Annotated in this window: 16 protein-coding genes; 2 read left to right on the top strand and 14 right to left on the bottom strand. The window is 69.2% G+C overall.

The genetic code is table 11. The annotated features are described in order from the left end of the window. Positions 1-143 precede the first annotated feature (143 nt). Positions 144-707 carry a DUF4337 family protein gene (locus tag AC0IW9_RS15185; protein ID WP_471649113.1) on the top strand — a complete coding sequence of 188 codons (564 nt, stop codon included), beginning with the start codon at positions 144-146 and terminating at the stop codon, positions 705-707. Positions 708-721: 14 nt separating this feature from the next. Here AC0IW9_RS15185 and AC0IW9_RS15180 read toward each other — a convergent pair whose 3' ends face one another. From AC0IW9_RS15180 to pdhA, 8 genes are all read right to left on the bottom strand, one after another. After that, the gene (locus AC0IW9_RS15180; protein ID WP_471649112.1) at positions 722-1,345 is read right to left on the bottom strand and encodes a glutathione S-transferase family protein; all 624 of its coding nucleotides are present in this window, start codon (positions 1,343-1,345) and stop codon (positions 722-724) included. Positions 1,346-1,422: 77 nt separating this feature from the next. After that, a complete protein-coding gene (locus tag AC0IW9_RS15175; RefSeq protein ID WP_471649111.1) occupies positions 1,423-1,893 on the bottom strand; it encodes a type II toxin-antitoxin system RatA family toxin in 471 nt (156 codons plus the stop codon). A 5-nt stretch (positions 1,894-1,898) separates the two neighbouring features. Further along, positions 1,899-2,870 (bottom strand): lipoyl synthase, encoded by a 972-nt coding sequence (gene lipA / locus AC0IW9_RS15170; RefSeq protein ID WP_471649110.1) that lies wholly within the window; start codon positions 2,868-2,870, stop codon positions 1,899-1,901. A gap of 3 nt (positions 2,871-2,873) precedes the next feature. Continuing rightward, a complete protein-coding gene (lpdA, locus tag AC0IW9_RS15165) occupies positions 2,874-4,274 on the bottom strand; it encodes a dihydrolipoyl dehydrogenase (RefSeq protein ID WP_471649109.1) in 1,401 nt (466 codons plus the stop codon). A 1-nt stretch (position 4,275) separates the two neighbouring features. Then, on the bottom strand, positions 4,276-4,761 hold the full coding sequence (locus AC0IW9_RS15160; RefSeq protein WP_471649108.1) for a GNAT family N-acetyltransferase: 486 nt from the start codon (positions 4,759-4,761) through the stop codon (positions 4,276-4,278). Between the two features lie 10 nt (positions 4,762-4,771). Beyond that, positions 4,772-6,178, bottom strand: a complete 1,407-nt coding sequence (locus tag AC0IW9_RS15155; protein WP_471649107.1) for a pyruvate dehydrogenase complex dihydrolipoamide acetyltransferase — start codon at positions 6,176-6,178, stop codon at positions 4,772-4,774. Between the two features lie 12 nt (positions 6,179-6,190). Continuing rightward, positions 6,191-7,609 (bottom strand): pyruvate dehydrogenase complex E1 component subunit beta, encoded by a 1,419-nt coding sequence (locus AC0IW9_RS15150; RefSeq protein WP_471649106.1) that lies wholly within the window; start codon positions 7,607-7,609, stop codon positions 6,191-6,193. A 1-nt stretch (position 7,610) separates the two neighbouring features. Then, a complete protein-coding gene (pdhA, locus tag AC0IW9_RS15145; RefSeq protein ID WP_471649105.1) occupies positions 7,611-8,573 on the bottom strand; it encodes a pyruvate dehydrogenase (acetyl-transferring) E1 component subunit alpha in 963 nt (320 codons plus the stop codon). 367 nt (positions 8,574-8,940) lie between these two features. Between pdhA and AC0IW9_RS15140 the strand changes: the two genes are divergently transcribed. Further along, entirely contained in the window at positions 8,941-9,966 is a 1,026-nt protein-coding gene (locus tag AC0IW9_RS15140; protein ID WP_471649104.1) for a phytanoyl-CoA dioxygenase family protein, read from the top strand. Here AC0IW9_RS15140 and AC0IW9_RS15135 read toward each other — a convergent pair. The 6 genes from AC0IW9_RS15135 to AC0IW9_RS15110 form a co-directional block, all read right to left on the bottom strand. Next, positions 9,960-10,298, bottom strand: a complete 339-nt coding sequence (locus AC0IW9_RS15135; RefSeq protein ID WP_471649103.1) for an FtsB family cell division protein — start codon at positions 10,296-10,298, stop codon at positions 9,960-9,962. The two genes, AC0IW9_RS15140 and AC0IW9_RS15135, sit on opposite strands and share 7 nt — an antisense overlap. Positions 10,299-10,380: 82 nt before the next feature. Next, positions 10,381-11,604, bottom strand: a complete 1,224-nt coding sequence (locus AC0IW9_RS15130) for a polysaccharide pyruvyl transferase family protein (RefSeq protein ID WP_471649102.1) — start codon at positions 11,602-11,604, stop codon at positions 10,381-10,383. Further along, positions 11,604-12,881 (bottom strand): phosphopyruvate hydratase, encoded by a 1,278-nt coding sequence (gene eno, locus AC0IW9_RS15125; RefSeq protein WP_471649101.1) that lies wholly within the window; start codon positions 12,879-12,881, stop codon positions 11,604-11,606. The genes AC0IW9_RS15130 and eno overlap by 1 nt, the downstream gene beginning before the upstream one ends. 82 nt (positions 12,882-12,963) lie before the next feature. Continuing rightward, positions 12,964-13,236, bottom strand: a complete 273-nt coding sequence (locus AC0IW9_RS15120) for a hypothetical protein (protein WP_471649100.1) — start codon at positions 13,234-13,236, stop codon at positions 12,964-12,966. Then, complete coding sequence (locus tag AC0IW9_RS15115) at positions 13,233-14,183, bottom strand: hypothetical protein (protein ID WP_471649099.1); 951 nt, start codon at positions 14,181-14,183, stop codon at positions 13,233-13,235. The genes AC0IW9_RS15120 and AC0IW9_RS15115 overlap by 4 nt, the downstream gene beginning before the upstream one ends. Positions 14,184-14,353: 170 nt before the next feature. Beyond that, on the bottom strand, positions 14,354-16,000 hold the full coding sequence (locus AC0IW9_RS15110; RefSeq protein WP_471649098.1) for a CTP synthase: 1,647 nt from the start codon (positions 15,998-16,000) through the stop codon (positions 14,354-14,356). Between the last annotated feature and the right edge of the window lie 14 nt (positions 16,001-16,014).

Genomic DNA, 16,014 nt, shown 5'->3' with positions numbered 1-16,014 from the left:
GGGCGGGGGCGTGGACCATCGGGGCGGATTCCTGTGCGGCTGGTGGGAAACTGCGGCGATGCGGGGCCGGTGGCAAGACGCCACCTAGCTAGAGCGGGCGCGGCGTGGCATGGGCCGCCTTGGTTGCAGATTACGAGGATTCCATGACCGGTCACGCCCATGTCGAGCACGGCAGCGACAAGCGCATCGCGCTGCTGATCGCCATCCTGGCCCTGTTCCTGGCCATCGCCGAGACGGGCGCGAAAAGCGCCCAGACCGAGGGCATCTCCCGCAACGTCGAGGCGGCCAACCTCTGGGCCTTCTTCCAGGCCCGCACCATCCGCCAGACCAACGTGCGGACCGCGGCCGAGGCGGCGGAGCTGGACCGGCTGGCGGCGACGGATGCCACGGTGCGGGAGGCTATCGCCCGCCAGCAGCAGGCCTGGCGGGACACCGCCGCCCGGTGGGAAAGCGAGCCGGCGACCGGCGAGGGACGGCGGGAGCTGATGGCGCGGGCCAAGGCGGCGGAGGCGATCCGGGACCGGTCGCTGGCCGCCTACCACATGCATGAATTCGGCTCGGCTGCCTTCCAGGTGGCGATCGTGCTGGCCTCGGCCTCGATCATCACCAGCGTGCCGCTGCTGGCGATGGGCGGCGTGGTGCTGGGTGTCGCCGGCGTGGTGCTGAGCGGGCTCGGTTTCCTCGCGCCGGAGCTGCTGCACCTCTGACGGTCGGGCGTAGCCTAGATGTGCTTCGCCCAAATCGGCGCGATGGCTGGCCGCGCCGCCATGGCCTGGGCCATGGCCTCGACCTTCGGACAATTCGCCGGGATCCACTGCCGCCCACCCATCCAGCGGGACAGGAAGCCTAGGTAGACATCCGCCAGCGAGAAGCGCTGGCCCAGGACGAAGGGCGCAAGCGCTGCCTCGCGCTCGACCAGGCGCCAGATGTCGCGGCCCATCTCGAAGGCGCGGGCCTTGATGGCGGGGGCATGGGCGGGGTCGGCGCTGAAACGCTCGGGATAGTCGCCGCGGGTGACGCAAGGATAGAATTCGCCGGCGATCAGCGCCATCCAGCGCAGCGCCATGGCGCGGGCAGGGTCCGCCGGCGGCGGCAACAGACCGGCCTCGGGATGGCGCCCCTCCAAGGTCAGCAGGATGGCGAGGCTTTCCGTCACCACCGTGCCATCCGGCAGCACCAGGGTCGGGATCCGGCCCATGGGGTTGAGGCGGCGGTAGTCCTCCGCCAGCTGCGCTTCGCCCTCCAGAGGAACCTCGCGCAATTCGACGGCGGCGCCGATCTCGGCCAGGGCCATCTCGACCGGGGCGGAGCCGGAGCCACGGTCACCGTAGAGGATATAGGTCATGGCCGGCAGGCTGGCGTGGCCCGGGGGTGCCGGGCCAGCGCAAAATCCTGATGCCGCGGATCAGCGGCGCTGATGGCTCAGACGGTTGGCGCCGGGACCGGGGCGGCGCCGGGGGCCGGGCGGCCGTAGAGCTGCATGGCACGGCGTTCGAAGGCGCGGACCATCAGCCGCACCGCCTCGTTGAAGACGGTGCCGATGACCGCCTGCAGCAAGCGGGACCGGAACTCGAAATCGACGAAGAATTCGAGCTGGGTGCCCTGCTCGACCGGGATGAAGCGCCACTGGTTGTTCAGGTAGCGGAAGGGCCCGTTCATGTACTGCACCAGCACCCGGTCCGGCCGCTCCAGGGTGACCTCGGAGCGGAAGCTCTCGCGGAACATCTTGAAGCCGATGGTGAGGTCGGCGACCAGCTTGGTCTCGGTGCTGGAGACCACCCGGGCGCCGACGCACCAGGGCAGGAACTCCGGGTAGCGGCGGACATCGGCGACGAGGTTGAAGAGCTGCTCGGGCGTGTAGCGCAGGATACGCTTCTCGGCGTGAGTCGGCATCGGCGTCAGGCGCTGGCGAGCTTGCGGCCGCGGGCGGCGGCCAGTTGCTCGAAATCCTTGTCGGCATGGTAGCTGCTGCGGGTCAGCGGCGTGGCCGAGACCAGCAGGAAGCCCTTGGAGCGGGCCATGCGGGCGTAATCCTCGAACTCGTCCGGGGTGACGAAGCGATCCACCGCGGCATGCTTCACGCTGGGCTGCAGGTACTGGCCGATGGTCAGGAAATCGATCTCCGCGCTGCGCATGTCGTCCATCACCTGCAGGACCTCGATGCGGGTCTCGCCCAGGCCGACCATGACGCCAGATTTGGTGAAGATGGTGGGGTCGAGCTGCTTCACCCGGTCCAGCAGCCGCAGGGAGTGGAAGTAGCGGGCGCCGGGGCGGATGCTGGGATAGAGCTTCGGCACCGTCTCCAGGTTGTGGTTGAAGACATCCGGGCGGGCGGCGACGACCACTTCCAGGGCACCCTCCTTGCGGAGGAAGTCGGGGGTCAGCACCTCGATCGTGGTGGTGGGCGTCGCGGCGCGGATGGCGCGGATGGTCTCGGCGAAATGCTCGGCGCCGCCATCGGCCAGGTCATCGCGATCGACGCTGGTGATCACGACATGGCGGAGGCCGAGCGTTGCGACCGCCTCGGCGACCCGGCGCGGCTCATCCGCATCCAGCGCCTTCGGGATGCCGGTCGCCACATTGCAGAAGGAACAGGCGCGGGTGCAGGTCTCGCCCATGATCATCATGGTGGCGTGGCGCTGCGACCAGCATTCCCCGATGTTGGGGCAGGCCGCCTCCTCGCAGACCGTGACCAGGCGGTTGTCCCGCATCAGGGCCTTGGTCTCGTGGTAGATCGGGTGCGTCGGCGCCTTGACCCGGATCCAGCTCGGCTTGCGCTGGATCGGGTTGTCGGGCCGGCCGACTTTCTCCGGGTGCCGGACGATGTCGCGGGGCGTCTCGGGGTGCCGGATTTCGATGCGGGTGGTCATGGGCTACATGTGGATCACTTGCCCATAGGCATCAAGCACCGACTCATGCATCGCCTCGGAGATGGTGGGGTGGGGGAAGATGCTGTGCATCAGCTCCACCTCGGTCGTCTCCATGGTCTTGGCGATGGTATACCCCTGGATCATTTCCGTGACCTCGGGGCCGACCATATGGGCGCCGAGCAATTCGCCCGTCTTGGCATCGAAGATGGTCTTGATCAGGCCCTCGGGCTCGCCCATGGCGATGGCCTTGCCGTTGCCGATGAAGGGGAAGCGGCCGACCTTCAGCTCATGCCCGGCCTTCTTGGCCGCCGCCTCCGTCAGGCCGACGCTGGCGACCTGCGGGCGGCAATAGGTGCAGCCCGGGATGTTAAGGACCTCCAGCGGATGGACGCCCTCGACGCCGGCGATCTTCTCGACGCAGAGCACCCCTTCGTGGGAGGCCTTGTGCGCCAGCCAGGGTGCGCCGGTGAGGTCGCCGATGGCATAGACCCCCGGCTCGCCGGTCCGGCAGTATTCGTCGATCACCACATGGGTGCGGTCGACCTTCACGCCGGTACCCTCGAGGCCGATGTCCTCGACGTTGCCCACGATGCCAACGGCGGAGATGACGCGGTCGGCGGTGATCTCCTGGACCTTGCCATTGGCCTCGATGATGGCGGTGACGCTGTCGGCGGCCTTCCGCAGCCCCTGGACCTTGGCGTTGGTCAGGATCTGCATGCCCTGCTTGGCGAAGGCCTTGCCGACGAAGGCGCTGATCTCGGCATCCTCCACCGGCAGCACCCGGTCCATCACCTCGACGAGCGTGACCTTGGCGCCGAGGTTCAGGTAGAAGCTGGCGAATTCCGCGCCGATGGCACCCGACCCGATGACGATGAGCGACTTCGGCATGGTCGGCGGGACCATCGCTTCCCGGTAGGACCAGACCAGCTTGCCGTCGGCCTTGAGCCCCGGCAGCGTCCGGGCGCGGGCGCCGGTCGCCAGGATGATGTGCTTGGCGGCGAGATCGGCGACCGGCTTGCCGTCCTTGGTGACGGACATGCGGCCCTTGCCGGCGAGCTTGCCCTGGCCGTCGAAGACCGTGACCTTGTTCTTCCGCAGCAGGTGCTTCACGCCACCGGAAAGCTGGCCGGCCACGGCGCGGGAGCGCTTCACGATCTTGCCGATGTCGAACGTGATGTTGTCGGCGCTGAAGCCATAGGCATCCAGCGTATGCAGCAGGTGGTTGATCTCGGAGCTGCGCAGCAGCGCCTTGGTCGGGATGCAGCCCCAGTTGAGGCAGATGCCGCCGAGGTTCTCCCGCTCGACCAACGCGACCTTCATGCCGAGCTGGCTGGCGCGGATGGCGGCGACATAGCCGCCGGGGCCGCCGCCGAGGACGATCAGGTCGAAGGCTTGTTCGGCCATGTCAGCTCTCCCGGGCCGCCAGCGCGTTGAGCGCGGGGCCGCTGAGTTGTTGCAAGGTCCAGCCCTCGCGGGGCTTGGCGCCGATGGAGCGGTAGAAGGCGATGGAGGGGGCGTTCCAGTCGAGCACCGACCACTCCATTCGGCCACAGCCACGCGCCAGCGCATGGGCGGCGAGATGGGCGAAGATGGCGCGGCCGATGCCCCTGCCCCGCTCCGCCGGCTCGACGAAGACATCCTCGACATAGAGCGAGGCGAGGCCATTGAAGGTGGAGACGCTGTAGAACCAGAGGGAGAAGCCGACCGGCCGGCCCTCCCATTCGGCGATCAGCGCCTCCGCCATCGGCCGCGGCCCGGCGAGCAGGCGGCGGAGCTCGACCTCCGTCGCCGTTACCTCGTGCAGCAGCTTCTCGTACTCGGCCAGCGCCCGGATGTAGTGCAGCACCAGGCCGGCATCGGCCTCGCCGGCCGGGCGGAGGACCAGGCTCACAGCATCAGGCTCACAACATGAGACTCAGAGGGTCCTGGATGACGCCGCGCAGCGCCTGCATGAACTCCGCCGCCAGGGCGCCATCGATGACGCGGTGATCGACCGAAAGGGTGCAGGTCATCACCGTGGCGATGGCCAGCGCGCCGTTCTTCACCACCGGCCGCGGCTCGCCGGCGGCGACGGCGAGGATGCCGGCCTGGGGCGGGTTGATGATGGCCGAGAAGGACTGCACGCCATACATCCCCATGTTGGAGATGCTGAAGCCGCCGCCCTGGAATTCCTCGGGCTTCAGCTTGCCGGTCTTGGCGCGGGCGGCGAGGTCCTTCATCTCGTTGCTGATCGTCGACAGACCCTTCTGGTCGGCCTTGGTGACGATCGGGGTGATGAGGCCGGTCGGCGTCGAGACGGCGACCGAGACATCGACATCCTGGAACTGCAGGATGGCGTCCTCGGTCCACATGGCATTGACGTTGGGGAAGCGCCGCAGGGTCGCGGCGACCGCCTTGATGACCAGGTCGTTGACCGAGAGCTTGAAGGCGCCGGGCCCGTCCTTCGGCGACTTGGCATTGAGGTCGGCGCGCAGCTTCAGCAGCGCGTCGATCTCGAAGTCCATCGTCACGTAGAAATGCGGAATGGTCTGCTTCGATTCCGACAGGCGCCGGGCGATGACCTTACGGATGCCGCTGTTCGGGATGGCGGTATGCGGGGCGGTGACGGTGGGCGCGGCTGGCTTCGGTGCCGGGGCGGCGGCAGGAGCTGCCGCGGGCGCGCCAGCGGCCGGGGCCGGGGCCGGGGCCGGCGCGGGCTTCGCCGCGGCGGGCTTGTTCAGCGCCGCCTCGATGTCCGACTTCACGATGCGGCCGCCGGGGCCGCTGCCGGTGATGCCGGAGAGGTCGAGGTTGGATTGCGCCGCCATGCGCTTCGCCAGGGGCGAGACGAAGACGCGGTCGCCGCCGTCATGGCCATTGGCCTTGGGCGGGATCGGCTGCGGGTTCAATGCCTGCGTCTCGGCCGGCGCCGGCGGGGTGATCGGCTGCTCGGCGGCGCCGGCGACCTTGCCGCCATCCACCTTGATGCCTTCCTGAGCCGCACCCTGCGAAGGCGACTGGTTGGCCTCGGCCTTGGGCGCCGAGGTGGGTGCCGGCGCGGCGGCAGGTGCCGCATCGGCGGATTCGCCCTCCTCGACCAGCACGCCGATCGTCGCGTTCACCTGAACGCCGGCGGTGCCGTCGGCGACCAGGATCTTGCCGAGGATGCCCTCGTCCACGGCTTCCACTTCCATGGTCGCCTTGTCGGTCTCGATCTCGGCGATGATGTCGCCGGCCTTGACCTGGTCGCCTTCTTTCTTGAGCCAGCGCGCCAGGGTGCCTTCCGTCATAGTCGGCGACAGGGCCGGCATCAGAATATTCGTTGCCATCGTCCCTGCCCCTTACTTGTAGGTCACGCGCTTCACCGCATCGACCACGTGGTCGATGGTCGGCAGGGCGAGTTTCTCGAGATTGGCCGCATAGGGCATCGGGACGTCGAGCCCGGCGACGCGGACCGGCGGCGCATCGAGGTAGTCGAAGGCCGCTTCCATCACCTGCATCGAGACCTCGGCGCCGATGCCGGCATAGGGCCAGCCCTCCTCCACCGTCACCAGGCGGTTGGTCTTCTTCACCGAGGCCACGATGGTGTCGATGTCGAGCGGACGGATGGAGCGGAGGTTCACCACCTCGGCCTCGATCCCTTCCTTCGCCAGGCGGTCGGCGGCCTGCAGCGCGAGGCCGACCTCGATGCTGAAGGCGACGATGGTGACATCCTTGCCGGCGCGCTCGATCTTCGCCTTGCCGATCTCGAGGATGAAGTCATCCGCGGTCGGGCATTCGAAGGTCTGGCCGTAGAGGATCTCGTTCTCGAGGAAGATGATCGGGTTGGGGTCGCGGATGGCGGCGCGCAGCAGGCCCTTGGCATCGGCGGCCGACCAGGGCGCCAGCACCTTCAGGCCGGGCAGATGCGCGTACCAGCTGGCGTAGCACTGGGAATGCTGCGCGGCGACGCGGGAAGCCGCGCCGTTCGGTCCGCGGAAGACGATGGAGCAGCCGAGCTGGCCGCCCGACATATAGAGCGTCTTCGCCGCGGAATTCACGATCTGGTCGATCGCCTGCATGGAGAAGTTGAAGGTCATGAACTCGACGATCGGCTTCAGCCCGGTGAAGGCGGCACCGACCGCCATGCCGGTGAAGCCGTGTTCGGTGATCGGCGTGTCGATCACCCGGCGCGGGCCGAATTCCTCGAGCAGGCCCTGGCTGATCTTGTAGGCGCCCTGGTACTGCGCGACCTCCTCGCCGAGGAGGAAAACCGTGTCGTCGGCGCGCATCTCTGCCGCCATGGCATCGCGCAGCGCCTCCCGCACCGTGATCGGCTTTGTCGGGCCCCAATCCTTCTCCGGCTCCGCCTTGGCCGAGGCCTCGGGGCGCGATTCGGCACCCTTGCTGGCAACCTGGGCATGGTCCTCGGCCTGCTTCGCGGTCGCGCCGACCTCGGGGCTGGCCGCCGCCGGCGGGGCCGGCTGCTGCGGCTGGTTGGTGTCGTGGCCAGGGGCGGTCGGCTTGGCCGCGCCGCCGCCGCCGCCGTCGAGTTCGGCGATGACGCTGTTCACCGCGACGCCCTCGGTGCCTTCCGGCACCAGGATCTTGGTGAGCGTGCCCTCATCCACGGCTTCGACTTCCATCGTCGCCTTGTCGGTCTCGATCTCGGCGATCACGTCGCCGGACTTCACCGCATCGCCTTCCTGCTTCAACCAGCGGGAAAGCTTGCCCTCCGTCATGGTGGGGGAGAGCGCGGGCATCAGGATCTCGACGCCCATCTCAGCGTGCCTCCACCAGGATATCGGTCCAGAGCTCGCTCTCGGGCGGCTCCGGACTTTGTTGGGCGAAATCGGCGGCTTCCTGCACGATGGCCTTCACCGCATCGTCGATCTTTTTCAGCTCGGCCTCGGTGGTGCCGCCGTCGAGCAGCGCCTTGCGGGCGGTCTCGATCGGGTCGGACTGCTCGCGCATCTTCTGCACCTCCTCCCGCGTGCGGTACTTCGCCGGGTCGGACATGGAATGGCCGCGATAGCGGTAGGTCTTCATCTCCAGCAGGTAGGGGCCATTGCCGGCGCGGCAGTGGGCGGCGGCGCGCTCGCCGGCCTCCTTCACCGCGGTCACGTCCATGCCGTTCACCTGCTCGCCCGGGATGCCCCAGGGGGAGGCGTTCTTCGACAGGTCGCGGGAGGCGCTGGCGCGCTCCACGCTGGTGCCCATGCCGTACTTGTTGTTCTCGATGATGAAGATGACCGGCAGCTTCATCAGCGCGGCGAGGTTGAAGCTCTCGAAGACCTGGCCCTGGTTCGAGGCGCCTTCGCCGAAATAGGTCAGCGAAAGGTTCTTCGACTGGCGGTACCAATTGGCGAAGGCGAGGCCGGTGCCGAGCGAGACCTGGGCGCCGACGATGCCATGCCCGCCGTAGAAGCCCTTCTCCCGGCTGAACATGTGCATGGAGCCACCCTTGCCCTTGGAGTAGCCGCCGATGCGCCCGGTGAGCTCGGCCATGACGCCGCGGGCTTCCATGCCGGTCGCCAGCATATGGCCATGGTCACGGTAGGAGGTGATGACCTGGTCACCCGGCTCCAGGCAGGCCTGCATGCCCACCACCACGGCTTCCTGGCCGATGTAGAGGTGGCAGAAGCCGCCGATGAGGCCCATGCCATAGAGCTGGCCGGCCTTTTCCTCGAAGCGTCGGATCAGGAGCATGTCCCGATAGGCCTGGAGCAGCTGGTCCCTGCTCATCGAAGGGTCTTTCGTTGTCCGCGTGCGCCGTTTGGCGCCTGCGGTTTCCGCTGCCTGGGCCATGCGGACCCCTCCCCTTCTGGATACGACGTGGTGCATGGAATTACGCGCGCGCACCCCGAACGACAAGCGAGCACGTGCAGAAAAAACCGAGACGGCGCAACGAAATACGGCAATTAACCAAATGTCTGTTAAGTCGATTTTGGTGCAGTGCGGGAGCAATTGCCGCCATTGCCGGAACACCCGGGCATGGCGCAAGAATCGGAACGCGCAGCCGCAGGATGCCGCAGCATCCCATCGGATAGCGGCTGCTTGACCTTGCATGGCCAAGGCCCGGATAACCCGGCGAGCCGCAGGAGCCCGAACGATGCCCGCCTGGAGCCGCTGGTTGCTGGCCCCGCTGCATATGCTGGCGGTCGCCACCGGCGCCAAGTCCTTTCGCGACAACCCGGTGCTCGGCAGCGCCCGGCTGAACCGCTGGGGGCTGCATCTGGGGCGCAAGCGCCTGGCACAGCGGCTGGCGGCATGGCGGCGGCGGCGGCTGGAGGCCGGGATCGCCGCCGCGGACCGGGAGGCCTTCGCACGCGACGGCTACCTCGCCATCCCGGACTTCCTGCCACCGGAGGAATTCGCCCGGATGCGGGCGGAGCTGATGAGCTGGCGGACCCCGGCCCGGGAATTCATCGATGGCTATAGCCTGACCCGGCTGATCCCTTTGGACGGCGTCACCCTGCCCGGGCTGCCGGCGACTGCCGCAGCGCTATCGGGCGGCCGCTACCGCGGGTTGCACGACTATGTCGGCGCCTGCCGGCAAGCGCCGCATCTCTTCGTGCAGACGGTGTTCAGTGGGGTGCGGCAGGCGCCGCCCGACGTGCAGAGCCATTTCCACAGCGACACCTTCCACCCCACGGTGAAGTCCTGGCTCTTCCTGACCGATGTGGCGGGGGATGCGGCGGGCTTTACCTATGTGCCCGGCTCGCACCGGCCGAGCCGGCGGCATCTGGCCTGGGAAAGGCGGGTCTCGCTGACGGCGGCCGGGCATGCCGACCGCCTGACCGGCGAAGGCTCGCTGCGGATCGAGGAGGCGGTGCTGGCGCGGCTGGGCTATCCACCGCCGCGCAAGCTGGCGGTCGCGGCCAATACGCTGGTGATCGCGGATACCAGCGGCTTCCACCGACGGGGGATCAGCGAGGGCGCGGCCTGCCGCATCGCCATCTGGGGCTATGCCCGGGGCTGGCCCTTCCAGCCCTGGGCCGGGCTCGCGCGCGGGGTCCGGCCAGGGCGGGCGGTGCGGGTCTTCTGGGCGGGACAGGATCTGCTTGCGCGGCTGAGCGGGCGCGGCAATGGCTGGGGCTGGGTGGGGGAGCGGTCCCCGGGGACGCCGCCTCAGTAGAGGCGGCGGGACGGCTCGTAGGGAATGACGATCTCGTCCTTGCCGACAAGGTTCAGCAGGGTGCGGGCCCGCTCGTCGAGCTGGTCGCGGTCGATGCGGTCGCCGCGCAGGCCATTCACCCGGCGCTCCATCTGCTCCCGCTCCGACTCGGCCTTGGCCAGGGTCACACGCGCGGCGTCGATCTCGGCGATGCGGCGTTCCCGGGCCCAGAGGCCGCTCTCGCCTTCCAGCGAATGCCACAGGAAATAGCCGCAAAGCAGGGCCAGACCGACCGGCGGCGCGGCTTCCTTCAACCAGCGGCGCAGGCGGCGCCCGAACGAATCATGGTCCATCGGCATTGGCCCCCCGGCTGCCTCGGTGCATGGAGCCGATGTGGCGGGGCGAAGGCAAGGCCGGAAAGCGGCCGGCACCGCATCAGTTAAGACCTGTGTCCTCGCGGCGACGCGTCAGGCCGTCCAGCAGGCGGCCGAGGCCGGCGAGCGTGGCATCGGCCGCGGCACGGAAGGGGTCGAAGGCGGCGGCCGGCAAGGGCTCCGGCGGTGCGCCGAGATGCTGCGCGAGATCCCCGGCATGGCGCAGGAAGCGCTCCGGCGCGCCCAGTTCGGCAAAGAGCGTGGCCGATTTGCCGGGACCGATGCCGAGGCAGGGCACGCCTTCCAGCAGGGCGGCGATGCAGCCGTGATAACGGGCGGAGACCACGATGGAGGCCTCGGCGCAGAGGCGCCGCAGCTCCCCCATGCTGGCGGGATACCGCAGCCCGGGGCACTGGTCGCGATCCCGCCGCGGCTCGGTGGCGACGACATCGACCGCCGGGCCCAGGGCGGTGACGGCGGCGAGGAACGAGGCCTCGGACGCATGGGCAGGGCGCTTGACGATGCAGAGCGGGCGGGCGCCGGGCGGCGCCGCCGGGCGTGGCTGGCCGCCTCCCTCGCGCAGGCCGGCGACCAGCACCGGGTCCGGCAGCCACTCGGCACCCGGCATGGCGGCGAGGCTGGTGCCGTCGCGGCCGCTGCGGAAGGCGGCCCCGGCCAGCAGCGCCTGCCAATCCGTCCCGGCCTCCGCCGCCAGGCTCTGTGCGACGCCGACGCCGAGCAGCCCATAGGGCAGGCCGCTGGCGGCGAGGCAGGCCAGCCAGGCCGGGTGCAGCAACGGGAAATGCAGCGGGGCGAAAAGCCCGCCGCCCGCCAGCAGCAGGAGGTCGAAGCCGTCCAGCAACGCGGGCTCCAGGATGGTATCGGGGCCGAGGGTCAGCGCGGCCGGAAAGGGATAGGGATCGGTCGCCATCCAGGTGGTGGCGCGGATGTCCAGGGACCTCGACGTCGCGGCGCGGAGCAGGGCGGCGATGGCGGCGGGCTGGGCGGCATCGCCCAGGTTGCCATTGCCATAGGCGCCGAACAGCAGCACCCGGAGCGCGGCGGGCACCGCCGGGGCGGGATGGGCAACCAGGCGCCGCAGGCCGGCGGCGCGGCGGCGCGATTCGTGGAACTCATCCGAATCGACGAAGGCCGCGATGGTCCTCGCCGGGTCCGGATGGTGGCTGGCGTGGAAGGCGATGACCTCGGCCGATTCGGGCGGCCGGCCGAGGACCGTCCGGTAGAGGGCCGCGACCCAGTCGGCGCGGCCCCAACCCGGTTCCATCAGCGGCGCAGGATGGTCCGGCCGGCGTAGCGGGCGGCGGTGCCGAGCTGCTGCTCGATGCGGATCAGCTGGTTGTACTTGGCCAGCCGGTCGGAGCGGGAGAGCGAGCCGGTCTTGATCTGGCCGCAGTTGGTGGCGACGGCCAGGTCGGCGATGGTGCTGTCCTCGGTCTCGCCGGAACGGTGCGACATGACGGCGGTATAGCCGGCGCGATGCGCCATCTCGACCGCTTCCAGGGTCTCGGACAGCGTGCCGATCTGGTTGACCTTGACCAGGATCGAGTTGGCGGTCCCGGTCTCGATGCCCTGGCGCAGCCGCTCCGGGTTGGTCACGAAGAGGTCGTCGCCGACCAACTGCACCTTGCCGCCCAGCTTCTCGGTCAGCAGCTTCCAGCCGGCCCAGTCGTCCTCGGACATGCCGTCCTCGATGCTGACGATCGGCCACTTGGCGCAGAGCGCGGCGAGGTAGTCCACCATGCCGGCGGGGTCGAAGGACTTGCCCTCGCCGTCCATCTTGTAGACGCCATCGTGGAAGAACTCGGTCGAGGCGCAGTCGAGCGCGAACATGATATCCTCGCCGACCCGGTGGCCGGCGGCCTCGCAGGCCTTGGCGATGAAGCCGAGCGCCTCGTCGGCGGAGCCGATGTTCGGGGCGAAGCCGCCCTCGTCGCCGACGTTAGTATTGTGGTGGGCGTCGTGCAGCGCCTTCTTCAGGGCGGCGAAGCATTCGGCGCCGATGCGCACCGCATCCGCCATGGTGCCGGCGGCGACCGGCATGATCATGAATTCCTGGATGTCGATCGGGTTGTCCGCATGCTTGCCGCCATTGATGATGTTCATCATCGGCACCGGCAGGGTGCGGGCGAAGACGCCGCCGACATACTTGTAGAGCGGCAGGTCGAGGTCGGTGGCGGCCGCCTTGGCGGTGGCCAAGCTGACGGCGAGGATGGCATTGGCGCCGAGCCGGGCCTTGTTCGGGGTGCCGTCCAGCTCGAGCATGGTGCTGTCGATGCGGAGCTGCTCGGTCGGGTCCATGCCGGAAAGGGCGTCGAAGATCTCGCCCTCGACATTGGCGACGGCCTTCAGCACGCCCTTGCCGCCGTAGCGGGACTTGTCGCCGTCGCGCAGCTCCACCGCCTCATGCGCGCCGGTGGAGGCGCCGGAGGGGACGATGGCACGGCCGCTGATGCCGCTGTCCAGCACCACCTCGGCCTCGATGGTGGGGTTGCCGCGGCTATCCAGGACTTCACGGGCAATGATGTCGACGATGGCGGACATGGGGGATGGCTCCGGGCGATATTACCGCGCGGATAAAGGCCCGGCCGCCGGGGGGCAAGGGCTCAACCGCGTGAGAGGTCGGCTATTCGCCGCCGTCGCCCCCATCGCCGCCGCCGCTGTCGCCGCCATCCGAGGTGTTGCCGGGGTCGTCCTCGGCCTGGCCGCCACCCCCACCATCCCCGCTATCCTCGGTGCCGGCGCCGGTGACCAGCATGGCGCCGCCAAGCGCCGCGGCACCCGCGGCGCCGAGGACCAGGGGCCCGGCGGCCTCACCGAAGCCGAAGCCGGCAACTGCCATGGCCAGGACCAGGGCCGCGGCCCCGAGGCCGAGCAGCCGCCGGCCGTGCCGCTTCACCCGCGGCGGCTGCCTTCGGTGGTGAGCGAAAGGCGGGTGACCGCGGCTTCGAGCCCGATGACCTTGGCATCGGCATCCGGCCCATCGGCGGCCAGCGCCGCATGGGCCTGCTCGATCGCATTCAGCAGGTCGATCAGCGCGGCGAAGGTCCCCTGGGCCGGATCGCTGTCACGCAGCTCGGCGACGCTGCGGAAGATGCTGTAGCGCTCCCCGGCGCCGATCCGGCTATCCGAGCGGAGCGCGGCGAGGAAGCGGGACTGCTGGGCGTCCAGCGCTTCCCGCCGGGCGCGGATGGCGCCGCGGGTCCCCTGCCCGATCTCCGGCCCGATGACCGCGCGCAGCAGTGCCGCCACCGCCTGCAGATGCGGCTGGCCGGCGGCCACCATGCCGGCCAGGGTCGGCCGGGCGCCGCCCTGGGTCATGGTCTCCGGCATGTCTGAGAGGGCGGTGATGCCGGCGAGGCCCGCCGCCTTTACCGGCTCCAGCACCGGGGTGCCGCTGGCGGCCTGCACCGCGTCGAGGCCATGGGCGACGGCGGCGGCAAGCTGCCGGCCGCTCGGCCCCGGCTTGGCCTCGATACGCTCGCCGCCGGCGACCTGGGCCAGCAGATGGGCATAGTCGCTGAGCGCGGTGAAGGCGGGCGAGAGAACGCGGCCGGCCGCCTCCGAGGCTCCGGCCGGAGCGGCGGTGAAGCGGGAAGCCGGCGCGGTGCGGCCGCCGACGGCGAAGCCGATGGCGCTGTCCTCGCGGGCCGCCATGCGCTCGAAGCCGTCCATCCGGGCGACGGCCGCATCGACCGCGGGATCGGCGGCTTCGAGCGCGGCGGCGAAGCGCAGCGCCGCGGGCACCGGCGGTTCCGGCCGTTCCATGCCCATCTGGGCACAGCCGGCGAGCACCGGGGCGGCGAGGACGGGCAGGGCAATCATCATGAGGCGACGCCGGAGCATGGCGGTTTCCTTTTGGAACGCTTGGCGCGAGTGAGACCTTGCCGGGGACCGCGGTCAAGCGGCGGCGTATCAGTCCTATCGGCCGGTTGTGCCGCAACCATGGCGGCACTGCGCTTACTTTAGGATTACCGATGCGTAGGATCGGCCCGGGACGGGCCGATCCTGCCGGGTCAGACCAGGCGCGACTGCCGCACCGCCGCGCCGATGAAGCCGCGGAACAGCGGATGCGGGGCGAAGGGCTTGGAGCGCAGCTCCGGATGGAACTGCACGCCGATGAACCAGGGATGGTCGGGGTACTCGACGATCTCCGGCAACTCGCCGTCCGGCGACATGCCGGAGAAGCGCAGCCCCACTTCCTCCAGCCGGTCCTTGTAGTTCACGTTCACTTCGTAGCGATGGCGATGGCGCTCTTGGATTTCCGCCGGGCCGCCATAGACCTGCTGCACCAGCGAGCCATCCGTCAGCTTCGCTGCATAGGCGCCGAGCCGCATGGTGCCGCCGAGGTCGCCCATGGCATTGCGCCGTTCCAGCGCATTGCCGCGCAGCCATTCGGTCATCAGCCCGACCACCGGATGCTCGCAGGGGCCGAATTCGGTGGAGGAGGCGCCCTTGAGGCCGACCAGGTTCCGCGCCGCCTCGATCACCGCCATCTGCATGCCGAAGCAAATGCCGAAGAAGGGGATCTTGCGCTCGCGGGCGAAGCGGACCGCCTCGATCTTGCCGGGGGTGCCGCGCTCGCCGAAGCCGCCCGGCACCAGGATGCCATGGACGCCCTCGAGCCGCTTCACCGCCTCCGCCATGTCGCCGCGGCGGTCGTCGAAGACCTCCGAATCGACCCAGTCGAGCTTGACCTTGACGTTGTGGGCGATGCCGCCGTGGGTCAGCGCCTCGTTCAGCGACTTATAGCTGTCGAGCAGGTTGGTGTACTTGCCGACGACGGCGATGGTGACCTCGCCCTCCGGCTGGGCCAGGGAATGGACGATGCCCTCCCAGCGCCGCATGTCCGGCTCGCCATAGCTGGACAGGCCGAAGTGCCGCAGCACTTCGCGGTCCAGCCCTTCGGCATGGTACTGCAGCGGCACGCCGTAGATGCTGCTGGCATCGAGCGCCGGGATGACGGATTCCGGCCGGACGTTGCAGAACAGCGCGATCTTGCGCCGCTCGTTCTCCGGGATTGGCCGGTCGCAGCGGCACAGCAGGATCTGGGGCTGGATGCCCAAGCCCAGCAATTCCTTGACCGAATGCTGGGTCGGCTTGGTCTTCAGCTCGCCGGCCGAGCCGATATAGGGCACCAGGGTCAGGTGCATGAAGAGGCTGTTGGTCGGGCCGAGCTCGTTGGCGAGCTGCCGCAGCGCCTCGAGGAAGGGCAGCGATTCGATATCGCCCACCGTCCCGCCGACCTCGACCAGGATGAAGTCGTAGCCGTCGGTTTCGGCCTGGACCACTTCCTTGATCTTGTCGGTGATGTGCGGGATCACCTGGACGGTGCCACCCAGGTAGTCGCCGCGGCGCTCGGCCGCGATGACATCCGAGTAGATCCGACCCGTCGTCCAGTTGTCCGCCTTCGAGGCATGGACTCCCGTAAAACGTTCGTAATGCCCAAGATCGAGGTCGGTCTCGGCACCATCGTCGGTGACGAAAACTTCCCCATGCTGATAGGGCGACATGGTCCCCGGATCCACGTTCAGATAGGGATCGAGCTTGCGCAGACGGATTTTATATCCGCGCGCCTGCAACAGGGCACCCAGGGATGCCGCTGCGATGCCCTTGCCGAGGGAGGAGACCACGCCGCCGGTGATGAATACGAACCGCGCCATGGGCGCCCTTCTTA

It is taken from the genome of Belnapia sp. AC561, assembly GCF_979252845.1.
The sequence above is the reverse complement of the archived record's forward strand: the minus strand, read 5'-3'. Positions and strand labels throughout refer to the sequence as shown.

Coding starts and splice junctions, on each gene's coding strand:
- AC0IW9_RS15135 (WP_471649103.1), bottom strand. CDS start 10,298: ATGGACCATGATTCGTTCGGGCGCCGCCTGCGCCGCTGGTTGAAGGAA.
- lpdA (WP_471649109.1), bottom strand. CDS start 4,274: ATGGCCGAACAAGCCTTCGACCTGATCGTCCTCGGCGGCGGCCCCGGC.
- AC0IW9_RS15110 (WP_471649098.1), bottom strand. CDS start 16,000: ATGGCGCGGTTCGTATTCATCACCGGCGGCGTGGTCTCCTCCCTCGGC.
- pdhA (WP_471649105.1), bottom strand. CDS start 8,573: ATGAGCAGGGACCAGCTGCTCCAGGCCTATCGGGACATGCTCCTGATC.
- lipA (WP_471649110.1), bottom strand. CDS start 2,870: ATGACCACCCGCATCGAAATCCGGCACCCCGAGACGCCCCGCGACATC.
- eno (WP_471649101.1), bottom strand. CDS start 12,881: ATGTCCGCCATCGTCGACATCATTGCCCGTGAAGTCCTGGATAGCCGC.
- AC0IW9_RS15140 (WP_471649104.1), top strand. CDS start 8,941: ATGCCCGCCTGGAGCCGCTGGTTGCTGGCCCCGCTGCATATGCTGGCG.
- AC0IW9_RS15150 (WP_471649106.1), bottom strand. CDS start 7,609: ATGGGCGTCGAGATCCTGATGCCCGCGCTCTCCCCCACCATGACGGAG.
- AC0IW9_RS15175 (WP_471649111.1), bottom strand. CDS start 1,893: ATGCCGACTCACGCCGAGAAGCGTATCCTGCGCTACACGCCCGAGCAG.
- AC0IW9_RS15130 (WP_471649102.1), bottom strand. CDS start 11,604: ATGGAACCGGGTTGGGGCCGCGCCGACTGGGTCGCGGCCCTCTACCGG.
- AC0IW9_RS15155 (WP_471649107.1), bottom strand. CDS start 6,178: ATGGCAACGAATATTCTGATGCCGGCCCTGTCGCCGACTATGACGGAA.
- AC0IW9_RS15185 (WP_471649113.1), top strand. CDS start 144: ATGACCGGTCACGCCCATGTCGAGCACGGCAGCGACAAGCGCATCGCG.
- AC0IW9_RS15180 (WP_471649112.1), bottom strand. CDS start 1,345: ATGACCTATATCCTCTACGGTGACCGTGGCTCCGGCTCCGCCCCGGTC.
- AC0IW9_RS15115 (WP_471649099.1), bottom strand. CDS start 14,183: ATGCTCCGGCGTCGCCTCATGATGATTGCCCTGCCCGTCCTCGCCGCC.